Below are 21,247 nucleotides of genomic sequence, written 5' to 3' on the forward strand. Positions count from 1 at the left end.
GCCGCTCCGGCAGCCGCTTCGCCGCCTGCCGCCCGCGTCGCCTCCGCCGCGCCCGCCACGATGAGCGACGCCGCCGCGCGCCCGACCCCGGCCTCGACCCCCGCGCCGGGCGGCGACGAGATCGGCGCCCTGATCGGAACGGGCCTTGGCGCTTCGCCGGCCAAGCCCGCAGCCCCGGCGCAGGACCCCATGCAAGTCGCCTCGATCAAGGCCAAGGGCCCGGGCGATCTCTACGGGCTCGGCTACAATTACATGCTGTCGGGCGACTATGCGCAGGCCGAGCAGACCTTCCGCCAATACACGCAGACCTACCCCAATTCGAGCGACGCGCCGGACGCCCAGTACTGGCTCGGCGAAAGCCTCTATGCCCAGTCGAAATATCGCGAAGCAGCGGAGGTCTTCCTGAACGCGCAGAAGGCGCATCCCCAGGTGCCCAAGGCGCCCGAGATGATGCTGAAGCTCGGCATGTCGCTGGTTCATCTCGACAATCGCGAGACGGCCTGCATCACCTATGCCGAGATCAACCGGCGCTACCCCAACATGAGCGCCAATGTGAAGCGCAAGGTGCAGACCGAGGAAAAGACGGCCCGCTGCGGCTGATGGACGAGACGCCGGACCGGACAGGACCGGTCGACCCGCCGGGGCCATCGGCCCGGCTGCTTCACGAGGCGCTGACGCGCCTGCCGGCGGACCGCGCAAGCGCAGGCCTGCTTCTCGCCGTCTCGGGCGGACCCGATTCGCTGGCCTTGCTCCTGGCTGCCGCCGAACTGCACGCCGCCGGCCGGCTCGCCCAAGTCCATGTCGCGACCGTGGACCATGCGCTGCGTCCCGAAAGCGCGGCGGAAGCCGCAGAAGTCGCTCGCATGTCCGATGCGCTCGGCCTTTCCCACACTGTGCTCACGTGGCACCGGGACAGCCCGCTTGCCGGCAATCTGCCGGCCGAAGCCCGAGCGGCGCGCTACGCCCTTCTGGCGCGCGAGGCGCGGCGGGTCGGTGCCGGGGCGCTGCTCACCGCCCATCATCTCGACGACCAGATCGAAACCCATCTTCTCGCCAAGGCGCGAGGCGCGGCTGGCCCGGCGCTCGCCGCCATGCGGCCCTGGCGCGATCTCGAGCCGGGCCTTGTGCTCGTCCGCCCCTTCCTGAGCGTGCGAAAGGCCGCTTTGGTGGAAGCCGTTAGCGGACAAGGCATCGCGGCCGTGGACGATCCCAGCAATCGCGACCTGCGGTTTGCCCGCGCGCGGCTGCGCGAAGAGCTTTCCTCGCACGCCGATCAAACCCATCTGCTCCAAGCATTGGAAGACGCTGAAGCGCAACGCGCCCTTGAAGACGCGGCGCTGGCCGAGCGGATCGAGCGCTTAGCCTTGGCCGGGCATCTCTCGGTCTCGACGCTCGGCGAAGTCGAGCTCAGTCGCTCCGAACCCATCGACGTCAGCCTCCTGTCGCGGGCAGTCACGGCTACGGGCGGAGGTGCCTATCCCCCGGCACGCGGTGCGCTGGAGTCATTGGCCCATCGCGTGAGGAACGAGAGCGACGGCACGGCGACGCTGGGCGGAGCGCAGGTCACGTGGAGCAAGACGAGCCTTCACCTTCGCCGGGAATATGGGCGCAGCGGACCGCCGGACCTCGTCTGGCCGACCTGGGCAAGCCAGGCCTGTTTCGACGCGCGATTCGACGTCGAAGCCGGCGCTGAACCTATCGCGCGCCTCGTGGCCTATGGCCGATGGGGGAGGGGGCCGCTCCGCCATCGCACTCTTCCCGTTGGTGTGAACGAGGCGGGCGCCCTTGTCGCGGCCCATCCCGCGCTCCGCTGGAAACCGGGCGAAACCCCGTCGCCGCTAGCGGTTTGCAGCCGCGTCGGCTGGCGGCTTTGCGCCGATTTGGCGACCGAGGCGCGGACCGTGTTAACCGGCCGGCCCCAAAATGCCGCAAATCGCGGTGAACCTGTTGGCAAGGGGGTGGCGGACACCTACATTCGAGGGCAAGTCGAAGCCGCCTGCGTTGCGAGACGCGAGGTCGCCAGGGCGCATTTCCAGGACGGATGATGAACCAGAACTTCCGCAATTTCGCCGTTTGGGCGATCATCGCGCTGCTGCTGATCGCGTTGTTTCAGCTCTTCTCGAACGGATCGCAGACCGCGAATTCGCGCGAGGTGCCGTATTCGCAGTTCCTGTCCGACGTGGATTCCGGTCGCGTGCGCTCCGTGACCATCCAGGGCCAGCGGATTTCGGGCTCCTATACCGACGGTGCCAGCCCGTTCCAGACCTATTCGCCGGGCGACCCGCAGCTCGTCAGCCGTCTTGAGCAGCGCAACGTCCAGATCAACGCGAGCCCGCCTTCGGACAACGTCAATCCGATCTGGTCGATCCTCGTATCCTTCGGCCCCATCCTCCTGATCCTCGGCGTCTGGATCTTCCTGATGCGCCAGATGCAAGGCGGCGCGGGCGGCAAGGCGATGGGCTTCGGCAAGTCCAAGGCCAAGCTCCTGACCGAGGCGCACGGCCGCGTCACCTTCGCCGACGTGGCGGGCGTGGACGAGGCCAAGCAGGACCTCGAAGAAATCGTTGAGTTCCTGCGCGAGCCGCAGAAGTTCCAGCGCCTCGGCGGCAAGATTCCGCGCGGCGTCCTCCTCGTCGGCCCTCCGGGCACGGGCAAGACGCTGACGGCCCGAGCCGTTGCGGGCGAGGCGAACGTTCCCTTCTTCACCATTTCGGGTTCGGACTTCGTCGAGATGTTCGTCGGCGTCGGCGCCAGCCGCGTGCGCGACATGTTCGAGCAGGCCAAGAAGAACGCGCCCTGCATCATCTTCATCGACGAAATCGACGCGGTCGGCCGTCATCGCGGCGCCGGACTCGGCGGCGGCAATGACGAGCGCGAGCAGACGCTGAATCAGCTTCTGGTGGAGATGGACGGGTTCGAGGCGAACGAGGGCATCATCCTCATCGCGGCCACCAACCGGCCAGACGTGCTTGACCCCGCGCTTCTGCGTCCGGGCCGCTTCGACCGTCAGGTCATGGTTCCGAACCCCGATGTCGGCGGGCGCGAGAAGATCCTCAAGGTCCATGTGCGCAACGTACCGCTGGCCCCGAATGTCGATCTCAAGACGATCGCGCGCGGCACGCCGGGTTTTTCCGGCGCCGATCTCGCCAATCTCGTGAATGAGGCCGCGCTGATGGCGGCGCGCCGCTCCAAGCGCCTCGTCACCATGCTGGAATTCGAGGACGCCAAGGACAAGGTCATGATGGGCGCCGAGCGTCGCTCCATGGCCATGACCGAGGACGAGAAGAAGCTGACCGCCTATCACGAGGCCGGTCACGCGCTGGTCGGTATTTTCGAGCCGTTCAACGACCCGCTGCACAAGGTCACGATCATTCCGCGTGGCCGCGCGCTGGGCGTCACCATGAACTTGCCGGAGCGCGACCGCTACGGCATGCGCAAGAACGAGATGGAAGCCCGTCTCTCCATGATCTTCGGCGGCCGCGCGGCCGAGGAGATCATCTACGGGCTGGAGAACGTCACCACCGGCGCCTCCAACGACATCCAGCAGGCCACCAATATGGCCCGCGCTATGGTCATGGAATACGGCATGAGCGACAAGCTCGGCCGCCTGCGCTACCGGCAGAACCAGGAAGAGATCTTCCTCGGTCATTCCGTCTCGCAGCAGCAGAACATGTCGGAGGAGACGGCGCGCCTGATCGATTCCGAAGTGCGTCGCATAATCGAAGAGTCCGAGAACAAGGCCCGCCGCATCTTGCGCGAGCACATCAACGATCTTCACATCGTCGCCAATGGTCTGCTCGAATACGAGACCCTGTCGGGCGACGAGGTGCGTGATCTCCTGGCCGGCAAGCCGCTGGCCCGCGACATGGGCGACGACACGCCGCCCTCGCGCGGCTCGGCCGTCCCGAAGGCCGGCTCTTCCAAGCCGAGCGGCCCGCGCGACGACACGGATGGTGGCCTGGAGCCGCAGCCGACCGCCTGAGGCGATCGCGGGCATATCGAATGAGAGGCGGGCTCCGGCCCGCCTTTTTTGTGAGAGGCCTTGCCGGAGGGGCGGCGAGGACGCTACGCGGCCCAAAAAACGGCGCGGCGGCTGATTGGTTTACCGGCGCGAGCCGTTCGGCAGGCGGCCCGGCTGGGGCGTTCGAAGCCTCCCGGCCGACCCATCCGCAGGCCCGAGGAAACAGAGATCGAGGGGATCACCATGGCGAAATCCTATTTCGGGACGGACGGCATTCGAGGTCGGGCCAACCGCCATCCGATGACACCCGAGATCGCGATGAAGGTCGGCATGGCGGCGGGCCTTGCCTTCAAGCGCGGGAACTACCGCCATCGCGTCGTGATCGGGAAAGACACGCGCCTGTCCGGCTACATGCTGGAGCCGGCACTATGCGCGGGCTTTACGGCGGTCGGCGTCGACGTGCTGATGCTCGGTCCCATGCCGACCCCTGCGGTCGCCATGCTGACGCGCTCCATGCGCGCCGATATCGGCGTGATGATCTCGGCGTCGCACAATCCATTCGAGGACAATGGCATCAAGCTTTTCGGCCCCGACGGCTACAAGCTGTCCGACGAGCTGGAAGCGGAGATCAACCGTTTGATCGACGAGGACCTGACCTCGCGCCTCGCCTTCGGCGACCAGCTCGGCCGCGCCAAGCGCTATGATGATGGCGGGCGCGATCGATATGCGGAATTTGCCAAGCGCACGCTGCCGCGCGACCTGTCGCTGGATGGCGTGAGGGTCGCCATCGACTGCGCCAATGGCGCGGCCTATCGCGTGGCGCCGGACGTGCTGTGGGAGCTCGGCGCCGAAGTGGTGAAGCTCGGCGTCGAGCCGAACGGCACCAATATCAATCTCAACTGCGGCTCCACCAGCCCGGATGCCCTGCGCGCCAAGGTGCGCGAAGTGCGCGCCGATATCGGCATCGCGCTGGACGGCGATGCCGACCGGGTGCTCATCATCGACGAGCGCGGCGAGATCGTGGATGGCGACCAGATCATGGCAGTGATCGGCGAGGCCTGGTCCGAGGACGGGCGCCTGGCGGCTGGCGGCGTGGTCGCCACGATCATGTCCAATCTCGGCTTGGAGCGCTTCTTCAACGACCGGCAGATCCAGCTCGCCCGCACCAAGGTCGGCGATCGCTACGTCGTGGAGCACATGCGCGAGCATGGCTACAATGTCGGCGGCGAGCAGAGCGGGCATATCGTCCTCTCCGATTTCGGCACGACCGGGGACGGGCTCGTGTCCGCTCTGCAGGTCCTGGCCGTGGTGCGCAAGGCGGGCGGCACCGTCTCGGAGGTCTGCCGCAAGTTCGAGCCCGTGCCGCAGATCCTCAAGAACGTGCGCTTCGGTGGCGGCACGCCGCTGGAACTTCCAAAGGTGCAGGATGTCATTAATCTTGGGCGCGAGCGGCTGGGCGATACCGGCCGCCTCGTGATCCGCCCCTCCGGCACCGAGCCACTGATCCGCGTCATGGCCGAGGGAGACGACGCCCGTCTCGTGGCGGATGTGGTGGATGACATCTGCGACGTGCTGCGCCGCGCGGCCGCCTGAGTCCCTTCTTTGTTGGGTGAAACGGAAGCCCTATCGTCAACGTACGAGGGCGTCACTTTCGCAAAACGACGCTCGCAAAGGGTCGACTGTTGCGGATAGGCAACGGATTTGGCCATTGCGTTGGGGAAGGTAACTTTGGATTAAGCATTAATCTTTAGATTTCGATCGATCGCGGAACCCAAGCCGCTGACTGTTCGAAGTCTGGAGATCTTTGATATGAATCGGCTTGTCGTTGCCGTTCTGGCGGGCGCCTCTCTCTTTCCCATCGCGGCCAAGGCGGCCGACATCATCGAGCCGATCCCGGTGGTCGAGGAAACGCCGGCCGACTATAGCGGTTGGTACATCCGCGCCGACGCGGGCTATGTCTTCTCCTCGGAGACGGACGGCTCGTTCCGTTATTTCGACGCCTATAGCGGCAATTACGGCGACGAGTTTCGCTATTCCTCGATCGAGCTGAAGGACAGCTACAGTCTGGGCGCCGGCGTCGGCTACCGCTGGGCCGAGCACTTCCGCACCGATCTCGCCGTCGATTACTACGATTTCGACGTCAAGGGCCGCAGCGACTGCCCCTATTCCGGCGGTAGCGGCTGCCGGTTCAACGACAGCTCGAAAGCCGATCTCTGGACCGTCATGGCCAACGCCTATGTCGATCTGCCCTATTTCGGCCCGATCACGCCCTATTTCGGCGCCGGTATCGGCTTCGCCAATGTCAGCTACGGCGACATGCGCAACGAGATCTGCTCGACCACCTGCGGCGATCCCAACAACTATCTCGGCGTCCACGAGGGCGAGGACAGCTGGCGTTTTGCCAACTCGCTCATGGCCGGCGCGAGCATCGACCTGACCCACTCGCTGGCGCTCGACGTCGGCTATCGCTGGACGCACGTCTACGAAGGCAAGGCCTTCGCCTTCGACGCGCAGGACCGCGCCGCCGGCGCCTCCGGCATTCAGGGCCGCGACAACGGCTTCGATATCCACGCCGTTCGGGCCGGTCTGCGCTACTCCTTCTTCTAAGCGCCGTCCCTGCGGCCCGCTCGGGGCCGGGATAGTTGCACGCATCCATGGCCGCTCTTCCCCCGGGAAGGGCGGCCTTTTCGCGTTAAGCCTAATGAGGGCTCAGGGTTAAGAAACAGGGTTAACCCTGCGTTAATCATCCTGCGGCATGGTTAATGCGAGGAAGGCGGCATCTGCGATCCGCTTTCGTGGCTTTTACCGTTTCGAGGCCGATCGCGATGACCTTAAAGACCCTTCTCCTTTTGGGGGCTGCGGCCCTTTCCCTGCCTACCATGGCGTCCGCCGCCGACATGGGTCCGATCTACCGCGAGGCCCCCGAACTCGTGCCCGTCGAGATCGGCACCGGCTGGTATCTGCGCGGCGACGCCACCTACGACTTCAGTTCCGACCTGGAAGGTTCGCGCACGCTGCGCACGCCCTTCGGCGCCACGACCGAGTCTTATCGCGATGCCAGCCTGGACGAGACGTTCGGCGGGGGCGGCGGCATCGGTTATCGCTTCACCGACATGCTGCGCGCCGATGTGACCGCGCGCTACTCCCAGCCCGACTTCAACGCGCGGACCGATTCGTCGATCTTCTGCGGCGTCGGCTGCACGGTCCGCGATCGCGGCGACGCCGCGATGTGGGACGTGATGGCCAATGCCTATGTCGATCTCGGCACGCTCGCGGGCTTCACGCCCTATGTCGGCGGCGGCGTGGGCGCGGTGCATCTGAGCTACGACAAGCCGAGCCTCGAGTTCTGCTCAGCACTCTACTGCTCGACCGCCCCGACCAAGGGCGAGGATTCCTGGCGCTTCGCCTGGTCGCTCTCGGCCGGCGTCGCCTACGACCTCACCAAGAACCTCGCGCTCGACATCGGCTACCGCTATCTCAACGTCGAGAGCGGCGACAACTACAAGCTGGCTGGCGCGACGGTCGGCCTGCCCGGGCAGACCGGCATCGGCTCCGACGACGGGTTCGACCGGCACACGATCTCCGCCGGCCTGCGCTACAGCCTCTGGTAGGCCGGGCGTATCTCCAAGTTTTCAGGATCGGGAAGGGCCGGGGAAACCCGCCCTTTTCGCGTTCAGACGCTTGGGCCGGAGGCTCCTCGCGGGCGCGCCGCCTTCATCACGATGTCACTTGACTGCGCGACGAACTGTCCCTATCCCCGTCCGTGGGACACGCCTCCCCAACGAGGCGCTTCTATCTGTGAGGATAGCTACATGGCTGACGCCACCAAGCCGACCACGCGTCCGGCAAACCCCCGCTTTTCCTCTGGCCCCTGCGCCAAGCGTCCCGGTTGGACGCTGGAAGCCCTGAGCGACGCCGCTCTCGGCCGCTCGCACCGCGCCAAGCTCGGCAAGACCAAGCTGGCACAGGCCATCGAGGACACCCGCGACATTCTTCAGGTCCCTGCGGACTACCGCATCGGCATCGTTCCGGCCTCCGACACGGGCGCCGTCGAGATGGCCATGTGGTCTCTGCTGGGCGCCCGCCCGGTCGACATGGTCGCCTGGGAAAGCTTCGGCTCCGGCTGGGTGACCGACGCGGTGAAGCAGCTGAAGCTGACCGACGCCCGCGTCCTCGAAGCCGGCTATGGCGAGATCGTGGATTTCGCTGAGATCGATTTCGACCATGACGTCGTCTTCACCTGGAACGGCACGACCTCCGGCGTGCGCGTGCCGAACGGCGACAAGATCCCCGCCGACCGCCAGGGTCTGACGATCTGCGACGCGACCTCGGCCGCCTTCGCGCAGGACCTCCCCTGGGACAAGCTCGATGTCGTCACCTTCTCCTGGCAGAAGGTGATGGGCGGCGAGGCGGCCCACGGCATGCTGATCCTCAGCCCGCGCGCGGTGGAGCGCCTGACCACCTACAAGCCGGCCTGGCCGCTTCCGAAGATCTTCCGCCTGACCTCGGGCGGCAAGCTGATCGAAGGCATCTTCAAGGGCGAGACGATCAACACGCCCTCCATGCTCTGCGTCGAGGATTATCTGGACGCGCTCCAGTGGGGCAAGTCGGTCGGCGGTCTGGAAGGGCTGAAGGCCCGCGCCAACGCCAATCTCGCGGTGATCGAGCGTTTCGTCGAGGCCAATAGCTGGCTGGGCTTCCTCGCCAAGTCCGCCGAGATCCGCTCCAACACCTCGGTCTGCCTTCAGTTCACCGATCCGGCGCTGACGGCCCTGCCGAAGGATGCTCAGGACGCCTTCGCCAAGGGCGTCGCCTCGCTTCTGGAGAAGGAGGGCGTCGCCCTCGACATCGGTGCCTATCGCGATGCGCCCGCCGGCCTCCGCATCTGGACCGGCGCGACCGTCGAGACGGCGGATGTCGAGGCGCTCATGCCCTGGCTCGCCTATGCCTACGAGACTCAGAAGGCGACGCTGGCCCAGGCCGCCTGACATCGTCCAACCCTGGACGGCCCCTTCCGAGGTGAAGGGGCCGGGCGCCCGGCCATGAGCCCGGCGCCTCGAAGCTGACGGCGCGCGACGCGCCGTCCGCCCCCGGCTCGCATTCTCTTCTCCGGTTTCTCGTTTTTCGCTTCGCCCGTTGCCGCGTTCGGCCGGCGCGATCCGCACCCGATCCGCACCCAAGGACCATTCCCATGGCACCCCGCGTTCTCGTTTCCGACAAGCTGTCCCCTACCGCCGTTCAGATCTTCAAGGATCGCGGCGTCGAGGTCGACTATCTGCCCGACCTCGGCAAGGATAAGGACAAGCTGCTCGAGGTCATCGGACAGTATGACGGCCTCGCCATCCGCTCCGCGACCAAGGTCACGGAAAAGATCATCGACGCGGCGGGCAAGCTGAAGGTCATCGGCCGCGCCGGCATCGGCGTCGACAATGTCGACATTCCGGCCGCCAGCCGGAAGGGCATCATCGTGATGAACACGCCCTTCGGCAATTCCATCACCACGGCCGAACACGCCGTCGCCATGATGTTCGCGACCGCCCGTCAGCTGCCCGCCGCCGACACCTCCACCCAGGCCGGCAAGTGGGAGAAGAACCGCTTCATGGGCGTCGAGATCACCGGCAAGGTGCTGGGCGTCATCGGCTGCGGCAATATCGGCTCCATCGTCGCCTCGCGCGGCGTCGGGCTGAAGATGAAGGTCATCGGCTTCGACCCGTTCCTTTCGGAAGAGCGGGCGCGCGACATGGGCATCGAGAAGGTCGAGCTGGAGGATCTCTTCAAGCGCGCCGACTTCATCACGCTGCACACGCCGCTGACGGACAAGACGCGCAACATCATCGACGCCAAGGTGATCGCGACGATGAAGAAGGGCGTGCGCATCATCAACTGCGCGCGCGGCGGCCTGATCGTCGAGAAGGACCTGGCGGACGCGATCAAGGCCGGCCATGTGGCGGGCGCGGGCATCGACGTGTTCGAGGTCGAGCCGGCCACCGATAGCCCGCTCTTCGGTCTCGACAACGTCGTCTGCACGCCGCATCTCGGCGCCTCCACTACGGAAGCGCAGGAGAATGTCGCCCTGCAGGTGGCCGAGCAGATGGCCGACTATCTCGTGAACGGCGCCGTGTCGAACGCGCTCAACATGCCGTCCATCACGGCCGAGGAAGCGCCGATCCTGACGCCCTACGTGAAGCTCGCCGAGATCCTCGGCTCCTTCGCCGGCCAGCTCACCGAAGAGGCGATCGACGGGATCGAGATCGTCTATGACGGCGCGCCGGGCACGATGAACACCCGCGCCCTGTCGGCGGCGGCGATCGCCGGCCTTCTGAAGGCGCAGGTCCAGACCGTTAACATGGTTTCCGCCCCGCTCATGGCCAAGGAGCGCGGCATTGCCGTCTCCGAAGTGCGCCGCGACAAGACCGGCGTGTTCGACGGCTACATCATGGTCACGGTGAAGACCAAGAAGCAGACGCGCTCGGTGGCCGGCACGACCTTCTCCGACGGCAAACCGCGCTTCATCCAGATCAAGGGCATCAACATGGAGGCCGATGTCGGCCGCTACATGCTCTACACCGCGAACAAGGACGTTCCGGGCGTGATCGGTGAGCTCGGCACCGCCTTCGGCCGGGCCGGCATCAACATCGCCAACTTCCATCTCGGCCGCGACGAGCAGGGCGGCAACGCCATCGCCGTGATCTATCTGGACGGCCCCTTGAGCGAGGATTTCCTGAACGAGATCCGTGGCCTCAACGCCATCGGCCAGGCCAAGATGCTGACCTTCGACGTCTGATCCGTCAAAGGATCGGCACAAGCCATGAGAGGGCAGGGCGGGAAACCGCTCTGCCCTTTTTGCTATGCGCCCTTCAGCCCGCTGGCTTGGGGCGGGTGGCGACGCGCTGGTTCCGCTTGCCGAACTCGGCCAGCATGATGCCGCCCAAAACCAGCGTCAGCGAGACGACGTGGTAGGCGAAGAGCGGCTCGCCAAGCACCGCGACCGCCAGCAGCGTGCCGAAGATCGGCACGAGATTGACGAAGAGATTGGCCCGGTTCGCGCCGATCATCTCGATGCCGCGAATGTAGAGGCTCTGCGAGGCGATCGAGGCGAGGAGAACGGAGAAGACCAGGACTGCCCAGCCCTGCGCATCCGGCCATTGCGCATGGCCGAGCGCGGCTTCCGCCAAGGCGATCGGCGCTGAGGTGAAAGCGGCCGCGAGTGAGATCAGGAAGATCGAGCTGATCCAGTGAACCGTCGGCTTGCGCGACAGGAGGATGGTATAAGCGCCGAAGCAGAACACCGCGACGACCATCAGCGCGTCGCCTTCGTTCACCTCCAGATGCAGGAGAGTGGAAAACGCGCCATGTGCCGCGGTAAGCAACACGCCGACCAGGGTCAGGCCGAAGCCGACGAGCTGGAGCGGTGTGGTGCGGGCGCGAAAGATCGCGAACATGCCGACGAAGACCACGAGCGGCATGGAGGATTGCACGATCATGGCGTGGATCGCGGTCGTGTAGGAAAGCGCGAGATAGAAGAGCGAGTTGAACGCGGTGAAGCCGAGAAAGCCGATCAGCAGAAAGTACCCCCAGCGCCCGCGCAGCGCCTCCCGGTCCCGCTTGAGATGCGGCCGCACGAAGGGCAGGAGCACCAGCACCGCCATCGCCCAGCGCAGGAAGGTCATCAGCATGGGCGAGACATGGCCGACCGCGAGCTTGCCCGCCACCGCGTTGGCGCCCCAGATCAGGGCGGTCAGTCCGAGAAGGACATAGGGGTGGCCAAGGCGGGAGAGCATGGAAGGTCTTTCATTGCGACGGGACGGCGATCGAAGGAGCGGCGCCGGTCTCTCTTAGACCCGTTTCCGCCCGCCGCGAAAGGCAAGTCGGCCTGACGAAAGCCGGACGCGGCCAAGCCGCTTCGTCCTCCACAGATCCGGCTGGCTCGGCCGGGAAATATCCCGCCTCCACCCTCGCATGTCGGGCGGGGCTTCATTATAGTCCGGCCGAATTTTGCGTCGGACCTTTCGCGGGTCCGCGTGTTTTGGCGCGTCCCGGCCCTGTGGCGGGACTTGCGCGAAACGGGCCTTCGGGCTGCCAAGGAGCATTCATGGCAAACGTCGTCGTCGTCGGGTCGCAGTGGGGCGACGAGGGAAAAGGCAAGATCGTGGACTGGCTTTCGGAGCGCGCCGACGTGGTCGTGCGCTTCCAGGGCGGCCACAATGCCGGTCACACGCTGGTGGTGGACGGCGTCTCCTACAAGCTCTCGCTCCTGCCGTCCGGCGTCGTGCGCTCCGGCAAGCTTTCGGTGATCGGCAACGGCGTGGTCTTCGACCCGCATGCTTTCGTCGCCGAGAAGAAGCGGATCGAGGCGCAGGGCGTCAAGATCGGCCCCGAGACGCTGCGCATCGCCGACAACGCCGCGCTGATCCTCTCGCTGCACCGCGAGCTGGACGCGGTGCGGGAAGCGGCCGCCGCCGGCACCAAGATCGGCACGACGGGGCGCGGCATCGGCCCGGCCTACGAGGACAAGGTCGGCCGCCGCGCGCTGCGCATCATGGATCTGGCCGAGCTCGACGTGCTTCCCGAGCGGATCGAGCGGCTGCTCGCCCATCACAATCCGCTGCGCCGGGGCCTAGGCCAGCCGGAAGTCTCGGCCGAAGCCATCCTGGAGGAGCTGACCTCGGTGGCCGCCGAGATCACGCCCTATATCGACCGGGTCTGGCGCCTTCTCGACGAGCGCCGCAAGGCGGGCGACCGCATCCTGTTCGAAGGCGCGCAGGGCACGCTGCTCGACATCGACCACGGCACCTATCCCTATGTCACCTCGTCCAACACCGTGGCGGGCCAAGCGGCGGCGGGTTCGGGCCTCGGCCCCTCGGCGGCCGGTTTCGTGCTCGGCATCACCAAGGCCTACACGACGCGCGTCGGCGAAGGCCCGTTCCCGACCGAGCAGGACAACGAAGTCGGCGAGTTCCTGGGCACCAAGGGTCACGAGTTCGGCACGGTGACCGGGCGCAAGCGCCGCTGCGGCTGGTTCGACGCGGTGCTCGTGCGCCAAGCGGTGGCCATCAACGGCATTCACGGGTTGGCGCTCACCAAGCTCGACGTGCTCGACGGAATGGACGAAATCCGCATCTGCGTCGGCTACGAGCTGGATGGCGAGCGGATCGACTATTTCCCGGCAAGCCTCGGTGCGCAACGCCGCGTCGTGCCGATCTACGAGAGCTTCGAGGGCTGGAAGGGCACCACGGCAGGCGCCCGTTCCTGGGGCGATCTTCCCGCGCAGGCGGTGAAGTATGTGCGCCAGATCGAGGAGCTGGTCGGCGCGCCCGTCACGCTTCTTTCGACCTCGCCCGAACGCGACGACACGATCCTTGTCCGCGATCCGTTTCAGGATTAAGGAAGGGTTGATTCAAGGTCTCCGCGCCGTCTGACGGTTCGGGTGAAGCAGTCGGGCACGGCGCCCCGGCGGTTCCCTCGGTAGGCTCCCCCGCGGAGCATCGACCGAGGCCGGCCGCTTCGGGGCGCGAGAGTGTGGGCCATGGCCCGGCATTCGGGGGCGGATCGGCTCCCGATCCGCGACGTTTCCCTCGATGGTTCGCGCGACGCGGAGCCATATAGCTTAGCGAGTGCAGCCATCCATGGCGAACCTGACCGCCGTTCTCCGTAAGACGATCGACGGATTGCCCAATGCCTCGCCGCAACTGCGCGCGAAGGTCTACGAAAAGGCGCGGGCGGCGATCACGCGGCAGATCGAGGCCGCCAATCCGCCTTTGGACGACCATGTCGTCGAGGCGCGCTACCGCGTGCTGGAAGACGCGATCCGCGAGACCGAGGCGCATTACGCGCCGCCGCCCGAACCCGCCGAGCCCGAACCCGCGCAGGCTGAGCCGGACACGTTCGCACCGAGCCAGGTCGAAGAGACCGCGCCCGCCGAACCGCCGCGAGAGGCCGCCCGCCCTGCGCCGCCCCCGGCGCAACTCCCCGAGCCCGACGCCTGGACGCCGCCTCCGCCGGTCCCGCCCCGCACCTTCGAACCAGGTCCTGTTTCGCCGCGTTCGCTCCTGCGCCAGACGCCGGCCACCCCTGGCGAGTCCGCCGCGCCAAGCGAGCCGAGCGATGGTTGGTCCGCGCCCGTGCGGTTGGACGAGCCGCAGGCGCCCGCTGTTTCGGGCCAGAGCGAGCGCACGCCGCAGCCCGCTTTTCCGCGCGCGACGCCGACCACCCGCCCACCCGCGACGCCCGCTTTCCCGCGCGTCTCCACGAACGAGCAGGGGGGCGTGGTGCGTCCGGGCGAGCCCACGCTGGACCGTCCCGCCGTGCCGAGCCGTGCACCCCTGACCGCGCCGGAGCACGGTTTCGTGCCGGAGCGCAGGCCCCTGCCGCCGGGTGCCGCGCCGCCCGCCACTCAGGGCGCGGCGGGCGACGACGCGCCGCGTGTCGGCGAGGTCGGTCCCGCCGAAGCGCCAACCGATCCGATCGGCAACCGCCAGCTTCGCCCTGCTACAATCTCGCAGCGCACGTCCGCGCGCGAGCCGGCGAACCCGGGCTCGTTTGCCGGCATTCCCGAGCCGGATCTTGCCGCGCCGCGTTATCCCGCGCGCCGCGCGCGATCCAAGGATCGCTCGCGTCTCGGCCTCGGTGTCGCGGCCGTCGCAATCGTCGCCCTGGCCGCCGCCGGCTGGTTCTATCTCGACGACATCCGCTCGCTCGTGACGGGCGGCGGCTCGACGCAGGTCGCCACCACTTCGCCGGGCACGACCGATCAGGGTGAGCCGCCGGCAACCGTGCCGGGCGACCAGACGCCCGCGACCGCCGCCGCGCCGCAGGGGCAGGTGACCGACACCGCGCCGGGCGCAGCGGCTCCTGCCGCCGGCGGCGTGCGTCCGCGCCAGTTCACGCAGCGCCTTCAGGCTGACGGTAGCGAAGTGGACGAAGGGCCCGGCGCCAATGCCGGCAACGCCTTCGAAGAGGGCACCAATGTCGTCGCCGCCGAAGTGAACCCGGCGCCCGCCCAGTCCCGCGACACGCCGCCCGCCACCACGCCCGCCACGCCGGCCACGCCGGAGGCCACCACGCCCCCAGCCGCCGCCACGCCTCCGGCGCAGGCGCCGATCGCGGTCGGACAGCGTGCGGTTTTCTACGAGGAGCGCTCGGCCGATCGCGAAGGCACGCAGCAGGACGGCAACGTGGTCTGGAGCTTGGTGCGCGAAGCGCCCGCCGAGGGGCAGCCGCCCGAGCCCGCGATCCGGGGCGTGGCGGAAATCCCCTCCACCGGCATGAAGATGACGATGACGATCCGTCGCAACGCCGACGAGACGCTACCCGCCAGCCACGTGATCGAGATCATGTTCGACACGCCCAACGGCGCGCCGGGCGGCGGCATCGAGAATGTCCAGCGTTTGGCGCTGAAGCCGACGGAGCAGGCGCGCGGCGAGCCCCTGATCGGCATTTCCGGTAAGATCTCGGACGGGTTCTTCATCATCGCGCTGAACGATCTCGAACAGGCCATGCGCACCAACCTGTCGCTACTCGGCCGCGAGGAATGGATCGACATTCCGCTGGCCTACACGAGCGGCCAGCGTGCGCTCATGTCGGTCGAGAAGGGCATTCCGGGCAGCCGCGTCTTCAAGGAAGCGCTGGACGCCTGGGCCGCCAAAACTTGAGGATTGCAAATCCTCGCATAGAGAAGCCCGCCAATCGGCGGGCTTTATTGTGTTCGACACCCCGGCTTGAGAAACGGTTCGACAACTCGGCGGTGGAGACCGTCGGGTGGCGTTTCATCCGTTCGCGAGGCGCCGAACTTGCGTGATGGAGAATGGCATCGGCGAGGATTGCCAACGGTCCAGGCGGGAGTGCGTAAAGGCGACGTCGGACCGACCCGGCCGACCTCTCAAGCAAGTCTAAGGCATTTGCTCCTGCGCCTCGCGCAGTGTGGCAAGGAACATCTCGCCGTAGCGCTCCAGCTTGGCGGCGCCGACGCCCGGCACCTTTCCCATCAGGCGCAGCGTGCCCGGCCGAAGCTCGGCCATGGCGCGCAGAGTCGCGTCGGAAAACACCATGTAGGCCGGCAGGCTCTGCTCGCGCGACAGGCGCGAGCGCAGCTTGCGCAGCGCCTCAAACAGGAAGGCGCTTTCCTGGCTCAGCCCCTCCGTGACCGGCGCGGAGCGGCGGAACTCGGTCGCCTTGCGGGTGCGGTCCTTGCGCAGAACGACGCGCCGCTCCCCCTTGAACACGGCGCGCGCGCCCTCGCCGAGATAGAGCGCGCCGAAGGATTGATGATCCACCAGAAGCAGGCTCGCGGCGGTCAACTGGCGCGCCACCGAGTTCCAGGCCCTGGCTTCGAGATCGCGCCCCTGGCCGAAAACGGGGATCGTATCGTGCCCGTTCTGGCGCACCTTGTCGTTGGCCTTGCCGGTGAGAACGTCGATGACATAGGCGAGGCCGAAGCGCTCGCCCGTGCGGTACACGGCGGCCATGAGCTTCACCGCCGCGTCGGTCCCGTCCCAGGTTTCGACCGGCGAAAGGCAGGTGTCGCAATTGCCGCAGCGCCCGCCATAGCTCTCGCCGAAATGGCGCAGGATCGCGGCGCGCCGGCAGTCCGGCGTCTCGCAGATGCCGAGAAGGGCGTCGAGCTTGCCGCGCTCGACGCGCTTGATCGCGTCTTCCGACCCGCCCTCGTCGATCATCCGACGACGCTGCACCACGTCCTGCAACCCGTAAGCCATCCAGGCCTCGGCCGGCTGGCCATCGCGCCCGGCGCGGCCGGTCTCCTGGTAATAGGCCTCGACGGAGGAGGGCAGATCGAGATGGGCGACGAAGCGCACGTCCGGCTTATCGATGCCCATGCCGAAGGCCACCGTCGCCACGAGGCAGAGATTCTCCTCGCGCAGGAAAGCGTCCTGATTCTTGGCTTTGATGCCTGAATCCATGCCGGCATGGTAGGGCAGGGCATAGATGCCCTGCGCGTTCAGCCATTCCGCCGTCTCCTCCACCTTGCGGCGGGACAGGCAATAGACGATGCCACTGTTTCCCTTGTGCCCCTGAAGGAACTGGAGAAGCTGCTTGCGGGCGTTGTCGCGCTCGACGATGGCGTATCGGATGTTCGGCCGGTCGAAGGACGTGGCGAAGACCGGGGCTTCTTCCAGGCGCAGCCGCTCGGCGATGTCGGCCCGCGTCGCGGCGTCCGCCGTTGCCGTGAGCGCGACGCGCGGCACGTTGGGGAACTCGTCGGCCAAGCTCGCCAGTTCGCGATATTCCGGCCGGAAGTCGTGGCCCCACTGGCTGACGCAGTGTGCTTCGTCGATGGCGAAAAGCGCGATGTCGAGCCGGGCGAGGCTGCGGCGGAAGCCCTCGGATGTCAGGCGCTCGGGCGTGACATAGAGAAGATCGATCCGCCCCGCCGTCAGCTCGCGCCAGACTTCGCTTCGCTCATCCTCGCTCATGGCCGAGTTCAGCGATGCCGCGCGCACGCCGACCTGACGCAGCGCCTCCACCTGATCGCGCATCAGCGCGATCAGCGGCGAGACGACGACGCCGGTGCCGCGCCGGCAGAGCGCGGGAACCTGATAGCAAAGCGACTTGCCGGCGCCCGTCGGAAACAGAACCAGCGCATCGCCGCCCGCGACGATCTGCTCGACTACGGCTTCCTGCTGGCCCCGAAAGCTCGCGTGGCCGAACACGGTCTTCAGAACGTCGAGGGGCTTGGGGCGGTCGCTGTCTCCGGAGAAGAGAGCGGCGGTGGCGCTGGATCGCGCCGGGGCGCGTCCGGTATCAGGCATTGGAAAACTCCGCATGTCGCGAGCGGAATGTCGGGGATCGGTCCCCGGATCGCAAGCGCTGGACGATCGATTGAGGAGCCGAGAAGCCCAATAAAAAAGCCCCCGGCGCGAGCCGGAGGCTTGGGATCAGTATGGCGCGATGCGGTCAGGCGGTGGCTTCCGCCACCACGCGCAGCTGGCGCCGAGCGGCCTCGGCCGTATCCTTCACAGCCTTCTGCACCTTCTCGAAGGCGCGCACCTCGATCTGGCGCACGCGCTCGCGGCTGATGTCGAACTCACCGGACAGAGCTTCCAGCGTGATCGGGTCCTCGGCCAGACGCCGCGCCTCGAAGATGCGGCGCTCGCGGTCGTTCAGGACGTTCATGGCCGAGCGCAGCATGCCGCGCCGCTGATTCATCTCGTCCTGCTCGACCAGGACGTCTTCCTGGTTCTCCGACTGGTCCACCAGCCAATCCTGCCACTCACCGCTTTCGCCCTCGGTCGCGCGGATCGGCGCGTTGAGCGAGGCGTCGCCGGAGAGGCGGCGGTTCATCGAAACGACCTCCTCCTCGCTGACGCCGAGCTGTGTGGCGATCTGGTGCACCTGATCGGGGCGCAGATCGCCTTCGTCCAGGGCCTGGATGCGGCTCTTCATCTTGCGCAGGTTGAAGAACAGGCGCTTCTGGTTGGCCGTGGTGCCCATCTTCACGAGGCTCCAGGACCGCAGGATGTATTCCTGGATCGAGGCCTTGATCCACCACATCGCATAGGTCGCCAGACGGAAGCCGCGATCGGGATCGAAGCGCTTCACCGCCTGCATCAGGCCAACATTGCCTTCCGACACGACTTCGCCGATCGGCAGGCCATAGCCGCGATAGCCCATCGCGATCTTCGCCACGAGGCGCAGATGGCTCGTTACCAACCGATGTGCCGCGCCACGATCGTCGTGTTCGGCGTAACGCTTGGCCAGCATGTATTCTTCTTGCGGCTCCAGCATGGGAAACCGACGAATCTCGTCGAGGTAGCGCGCCAGACCGCCTTCGCCCGACGCAATGCTCGGAAGATTGGCTCTCGCCATATGGGAACCCTCCTTCTCAGAGACGAACGCTCGGACCCGAGCCGATCGCCTGCCGAACTGCCCGAAAGGCGCAGCTCGCTCCAACCCGATATGGTGATGCGAAAGCCGCATTGCACGGCCAATTCGCGGCGAAGACGATTACAAATCGTTCACCTGGCGTTGACGCTCGGAGCGGGTCGGTTCGAGTTCGCGGCGATCCGCTGTCCGTCCAGGTCGGCGCTTTGCCGGCCTCGATCAGCTGTCGGGGGTGAAATGCCGAAACGCTTCGACAAGTTCCTCCAGATCGTCGGGAAGTTCGGTTTCGAACTCCATGCTCTCGCCCGTCGTCGGATGCTCGAAGACGAGGCGGAAGGCGTGAAGCGCCTGGCGCGGGAAGGCGGCAACCAGTTCGGCGGCCGAGCCCAGCTTTTTGGCCTTGGTCTTGAAATGCGCGCCGTAGGTTTCGTCGCCGATCAACGGATGGCCGATATGGGCCATGTGAACGCGGATCTGATGCGTGCGCCCGGTTTCCAACACGCAGGCGACCAGCGAGGCTGAGGTATTGCCTTCGCCGTAGCGCTCCAGCACCTCGAAATGGGTGATGGCATGGCGCGCGTCGGCGCGGCCCGCCGGCACCACTGTGCGCTTGGTACGGTCGGAGTTGGAGCGGCCGAGCGCGGCGTCGACCGTGCCGATCGGGCGGGAGGGAATGCCCCAGACCACGGCCTGATAGGCGCGCTCCATGCGCCCGTCCGCGCCATGGGCGGCGAACTGCGCGGCGAGCGAGCGATGGGCCAGATCGTTCTTGGCGACCACCATGACGCCGCTCGTGTCCTTGTCCAGCCGGTGGACGATGCCGGGCCGGCGCACGCCGCCGATGCCCGACAGCGTGTCGCCGCAGTGGAAGAGCAGCGCGTGGACCAGCGTGCCCGTCCAATTGCCGGGGCCGGGATGAACGACGAGGCCGGCCGGCTTGTCGAGAACCACGAGGTCGGCATCCTCGTAGAGAATGGTGAGTGGGATGTTCTCGGGCTCGGGATCGGGCGCCTCGGGCTCCGGCATCTCGATCGACACCGCTTCTCCCGGCTGCATCTTGCGCTTGGGGGAAAGGGCGGCGACGTCGTCGACCTGAACTTGACCTGCCTCGATCAGGGACTGGATGCGCGAGCGCGACAGGTCGCCCTCCAGCGCCTGCGTCAGAAACTGGTCGAGCCGCTTGCCGGCATCATCCTCGGACACGAGGAAGCGGCTTGCGCCCGCTTCCGATCCGCTTGTACCAACAGCCGGAATGGGAACCTCCAATTTTCCGAACAGGACCGACATGACCGACGAGACGGGTGCGCAGCCCCCCCTGGACCCGGCCTTCGAGAAGATCCGGCGCAAGATGGTGCGGCTTCTGGCGCTGTCGATCGCCGTGCTTTTCGTCGGCCTTATCGCGGTTCTGACCGCTGTTGTCTATCGCAGCGCCGGGCCGGCCGTTTCCACCATCGCCGACGGCGGCGCCCCGATCACACTGCCGGCCGGCGCGCGCGTTCTGGAAACCAGCCTTGGCGAGGGCGCCATTCTGCTTCGGGTCGCAACCGGCGATTCGGAGGAAATCCTGCTCGTGGACCGTCCTTCCGGCCGTATCGTTTCGCGCTATCCGCTGGTTTTCGGCCAAAACGAGAAAATTCCATCCGCTCCATAAAAGCGCTTGCAAGCCCCGATCGGCGCGGCTATACACCCAATCACTGGTTCGCGCCCATCGTCTAGCGGTTAGGACGGCGCCCTCTCACGGCGCAAACAGGGGTTCGATTCCCCTTGGGCGTACCAGTAGTTTTCTTGAAAATTGATGTGATATGTAGCGCGATCTTAGTCGCGCTTTTTCGCGTTGACGATACCCATCGCCCTATGGCTCTGCGCGATTTTCCAATCGTGCATGAGGGTGACGCGTGATGAGCGGGATATTCGGCCAGCCGTCATGCCGGGGGACCACAACGTGCTAAGCCCCGGCCGGTCGGACTTGGCGCTGTGGAGATGAAGCGGATCGGGCGGCCGGTGCCGCCTGATCCGAGGATCACAGCCGAGCGCAGGAAGCCGACCCAGGTCGGCGTTTCCAGCGAGCCCGCGTCTTAGCGTTGGTGCGTCTTGGCAGCCACCTTCACGGGAACGGCTTTGGGCCGCGCCGCATGCGCAAGGGCCGACACACCGAGAAGCGCGGTGGCGGTGGCGAGAAGGATCAGCTCCATGTCGGCGTCCTTTTTCGAATGCCCGTCCCGGATGCGAGGACGGCGCTGCGAATCACAAGTTAACGCCGCCCAGAGGCGCCGTCTCCCTCTATTTGGGCATCCGGCTCGTTCCTTTTTAGACGGGGCACGCAAAGTTGCGGGGGACCAAAAGTCGCGGTGAAGCAGCGGTTGCGAAATGGGCTTGGGAACGAGACGGGGGCGATGCGCGTCTTTGCCCTATGTTCGACCGCCTGCAACGTGACGCCGCCCATGTTCG

Annotated in this window: 15 protein-coding genes and 1 tRNA gene; 12 read left to right on the forward strand and 4 right to left on the reverse strand. The window is 66.7% G+C overall.

The features are described 5' to 3' along the window. The 8 genes from ybgF to serA all read left to right on the forward strand — a co-directional run. The coding region (ybgF, locus tag AUL32_RS08450) for a tol-pal system protein YbgF (protein WP_082659421.1) at window positions 1-600 on the forward strand (600 nt) is incomplete at its 5' end. Beyond that, window positions 600-2,045 carry a tRNA lysidine(34) synthetase TilS gene (tilS, locus tag AUL32_RS08455; protein WP_062113678.1) on the forward strand — a complete coding sequence of 482 codons (1,446 nt, stop codon included), beginning with the start codon at window positions 600-602 and terminating at the stop codon, window positions 2,043-2,045. The genes ybgF and tilS, both read left to right, overlap by 1 nt. Further along, window positions 2,045-3,982, forward strand: coding sequence for an ATP-dependent zinc metalloprotease FtsH (gene ftsH, locus AUL32_RS08460; RefSeq protein WP_061977869.1), 1,938 nt, complete (start codon window positions 2,045-2,047; stop codon window positions 3,980-3,982). The genes tilS and ftsH overlap by 1 nt, the downstream gene beginning before the upstream one ends. Window positions 3,983-4,204: 222 nt before the next feature. Beyond that, entirely contained in the window at window positions 4,205-5,554 is a 1,350-nt protein-coding gene (gene glmM, locus AUL32_RS08465) for a phosphoglucosamine mutase (RefSeq protein WP_062113681.1), read from the forward strand. Window positions 5,555-5,770: 216 nt separating this feature from the next. Then, complete coding sequence (locus tag AUL32_RS08470; protein ID WP_062113683.1) at window positions 5,771-6,568, forward strand: outer membrane protein; 798 nt, start codon at window positions 5,771-5,773, stop codon at window positions 6,566-6,568. A gap of 218 nt (window positions 6,569-6,786) precedes the next feature. Further along, window positions 6,787-7,572: an outer membrane protein gene (locus tag AUL32_RS08475; RefSeq protein WP_062113685.1), complete on the forward strand. Its 786-nt coding sequence runs from the start codon at window positions 6,787-6,789 to the stop codon at window positions 7,570-7,572. Between the two features lie 201 nt (window positions 7,573-7,773). After that, window positions 7,774-8,949 carry a phosphoserine transaminase gene (locus AUL32_RS08480; RefSeq protein WP_061976713.1) on the forward strand — a complete coding sequence of 392 codons (1,176 nt, stop codon included), beginning with the start codon at window positions 7,774-7,776 and terminating at the stop codon, window positions 8,947-8,949. A 203-nt stretch (window positions 8,950-9,152) separates the two neighbouring features. Next, on the forward strand, window positions 9,153-10,745 hold the full coding sequence (serA, locus tag AUL32_RS08485) for a phosphoglycerate dehydrogenase (protein ID WP_062113687.1): 1,593 nt from the start codon (window positions 9,153-9,155) through the stop codon (window positions 10,743-10,745). 73 nt (window positions 10,746-10,818) lie between these two features. Here the strand turns inward: serA and AUL32_RS08490 are convergent, their stop codons facing one another. Beyond that, window positions 10,819-11,742: a DMT family transporter gene (locus AUL32_RS08490; RefSeq protein WP_062113689.1), complete on the reverse strand. Its 924-nt coding sequence runs from the start codon at window positions 11,740-11,742 to the stop codon at window positions 10,819-10,821. 311 nt (window positions 11,743-12,053) lie between these two features. Between AUL32_RS08490 and AUL32_RS08495 the strand changes: the two genes are divergently transcribed. Together AUL32_RS08495 and AUL32_RS08500 are read left to right on the forward strand one after the other, a co-directional pair. Beyond that, a complete protein-coding gene (locus AUL32_RS08495) occupies window positions 12,054-13,346 on the forward strand; it encodes an adenylosuccinate synthase (RefSeq protein WP_062113691.1) in 1,293 nt (430 codons plus the stop codon). A 241-nt stretch (window positions 13,347-13,587) separates the two neighbouring features. Beyond that, complete coding sequence (locus tag AUL32_RS08500; RefSeq protein WP_062113693.1) at window positions 13,588-15,612, forward strand: hypothetical protein; 2,025 nt, start codon at window positions 13,588-13,590, stop codon at window positions 15,610-15,612. A gap of 237 nt (window positions 15,613-15,849) precedes the next feature. Here AUL32_RS08500 and recQ read toward each other — a convergent pair whose 3' ends face one another. The 3 genes from recQ to AUL32_RS08515 all read right to left on the reverse strand — a co-directional run bounded on the left by recQ (window position 15,850) and on the right by AUL32_RS08515 (window position 20,086). Next, a complete protein-coding gene (gene recQ / locus AUL32_RS08505; RefSeq protein ID WP_062113696.1) occupies window positions 15,850-17,727 on the reverse strand; it encodes a DNA helicase RecQ in 1,878 nt (625 codons plus the stop codon). 145 nt (window positions 17,728-17,872) lie between these two features. Next, window positions 17,873-18,784, reverse strand: a complete 912-nt coding sequence (rpoH, locus tag AUL32_RS08510) for an RNA polymerase sigma factor RpoH (RefSeq protein WP_061976707.1) — start codon at window positions 18,782-18,784, stop codon at window positions 17,873-17,875. Window positions 18,785-19,018: 234 nt separating this feature from the next. Then, a complete protein-coding gene (locus AUL32_RS08515; RefSeq protein ID WP_061976706.1) occupies window positions 19,019-20,086 on the reverse strand; it encodes an RluA family pseudouridine synthase in 1,068 nt (355 codons plus the stop codon). Between AUL32_RS08515 and AUL32_RS08520 the strand changes: the two genes are divergently transcribed. Beyond that, entirely contained in the window at window positions 20,085-20,450 is a 366-nt protein-coding gene (locus AUL32_RS08520; protein ID WP_062113698.1) for a DUF6476 family protein, read from the forward strand. The two genes, AUL32_RS08515 and AUL32_RS08520, sit on opposite strands and share 2 nt — an antisense overlap. 50 nt (window positions 20,451-20,500) lie before the next feature. Continuing rightward, window positions 20,501-20,575: transfer RNA gene (locus AUL32_RS08525), tRNA-Glu, on the forward strand. The last annotated feature ends 672 nt before the right edge of the window (window positions 20,576-21,247 follow it).

Origin of the sequence: Aureimonas sp. AU40 (genome assembly GCF_001463785.1) — a bacterium.
Taxonomy (GTDB): domain Bacteria; phylum Pseudomonadota; class Alphaproteobacteria; order Rhizobiales; family Rhizobiaceae; genus Aureimonas.

What these genes read in the sequence shown, in the direction of transcription:
- glmM (WP_062113681.1), top strand. Translation starts at nt 4,205, where the DNA reads ATGGCGAAATCCTATTTCGGGACGGACGGCATTCGAGGTCGGGCCAAC.
- AUL32_RS08520 (WP_062113698.1), top strand. Translation starts at nt 20,085, where the DNA reads ATGACCGACGAGACGGGTGCGCAGCCCCCCCTGGACCCGGCCTTCGAG.
- serA (WP_062113687.1), top strand. Translation starts at nt 9,153, where the DNA reads ATGGCACCCCGCGTTCTCGTTTCCGACAAGCTGTCCCCTACCGCCGTT.
- AUL32_RS08480 (WP_061976713.1), top strand. Translation starts at nt 7,774, where the DNA reads ATGGCTGACGCCACCAAGCCGACCACGCGTCCGGCAAACCCCCGCTTT.
- tilS (WP_062113678.1), top strand. Translation starts at nt 600, where the DNA reads ATGGACGAGACGCCGGACCGGACAGGACCGGTCGACCCGCCGGGGCCA.
- AUL32_RS08470 (WP_062113683.1), top strand. Translation starts at nt 5,771, where the DNA reads ATGAATCGGCTTGTCGTTGCCGTTCTGGCGGGCGCCTCTCTCTTTCCC.
- ftsH (WP_061977869.1), top strand. Translation starts at nt 2,045, where the DNA reads ATGAACCAGAACTTCCGCAATTTCGCCGTTTGGGCGATCATCGCGCTG.
- AUL32_RS08475 (WP_062113685.1), top strand. Translation starts at nt 6,787, where the DNA reads ATGACCTTAAAGACCCTTCTCCTTTTGGGGGCTGCGGCCCTTTCCCTG.
- AUL32_RS08515 (WP_061976706.1), bottom strand. Translation starts at nt 20,086, where the DNA reads ATGTCGGTCCTGTTCGGAAAATTGGAGGTTCCCATTCCGGCTGTTGGT.
- rpoH (WP_061976707.1), bottom strand. Translation starts at nt 18,784, where the DNA reads ATGGCGAGAGCCAATCTTCCGAGCATTGCGTCGGGCGAAGGCGGTCTG.
- AUL32_RS08500 (WP_062113693.1), top strand. Translation starts at nt 13,588, where the DNA reads ATGGCGAACCTGACCGCCGTTCTCCGTAAGACGATCGACGGATTGCCC.
- AUL32_RS08490 (WP_062113689.1), bottom strand. Translation starts at nt 11,742, where the DNA reads ATGCTCTCCCGCCTTGGCCACCCCTATGTCCTTCTCGGACTGACCGCC.
- AUL32_RS08495 (WP_062113691.1), top strand. Translation starts at nt 12,054, where the DNA reads ATGGCAAACGTCGTCGTCGTCGGGTCGCAGTGGGGCGACGAGGGAAAA.
- recQ (WP_062113696.1), bottom strand. Translation starts at nt 17,727, where the DNA reads ATGCCTGATACCGGACGCGCCCCGGCGCGATCCAGCGCCACCGCCGCT.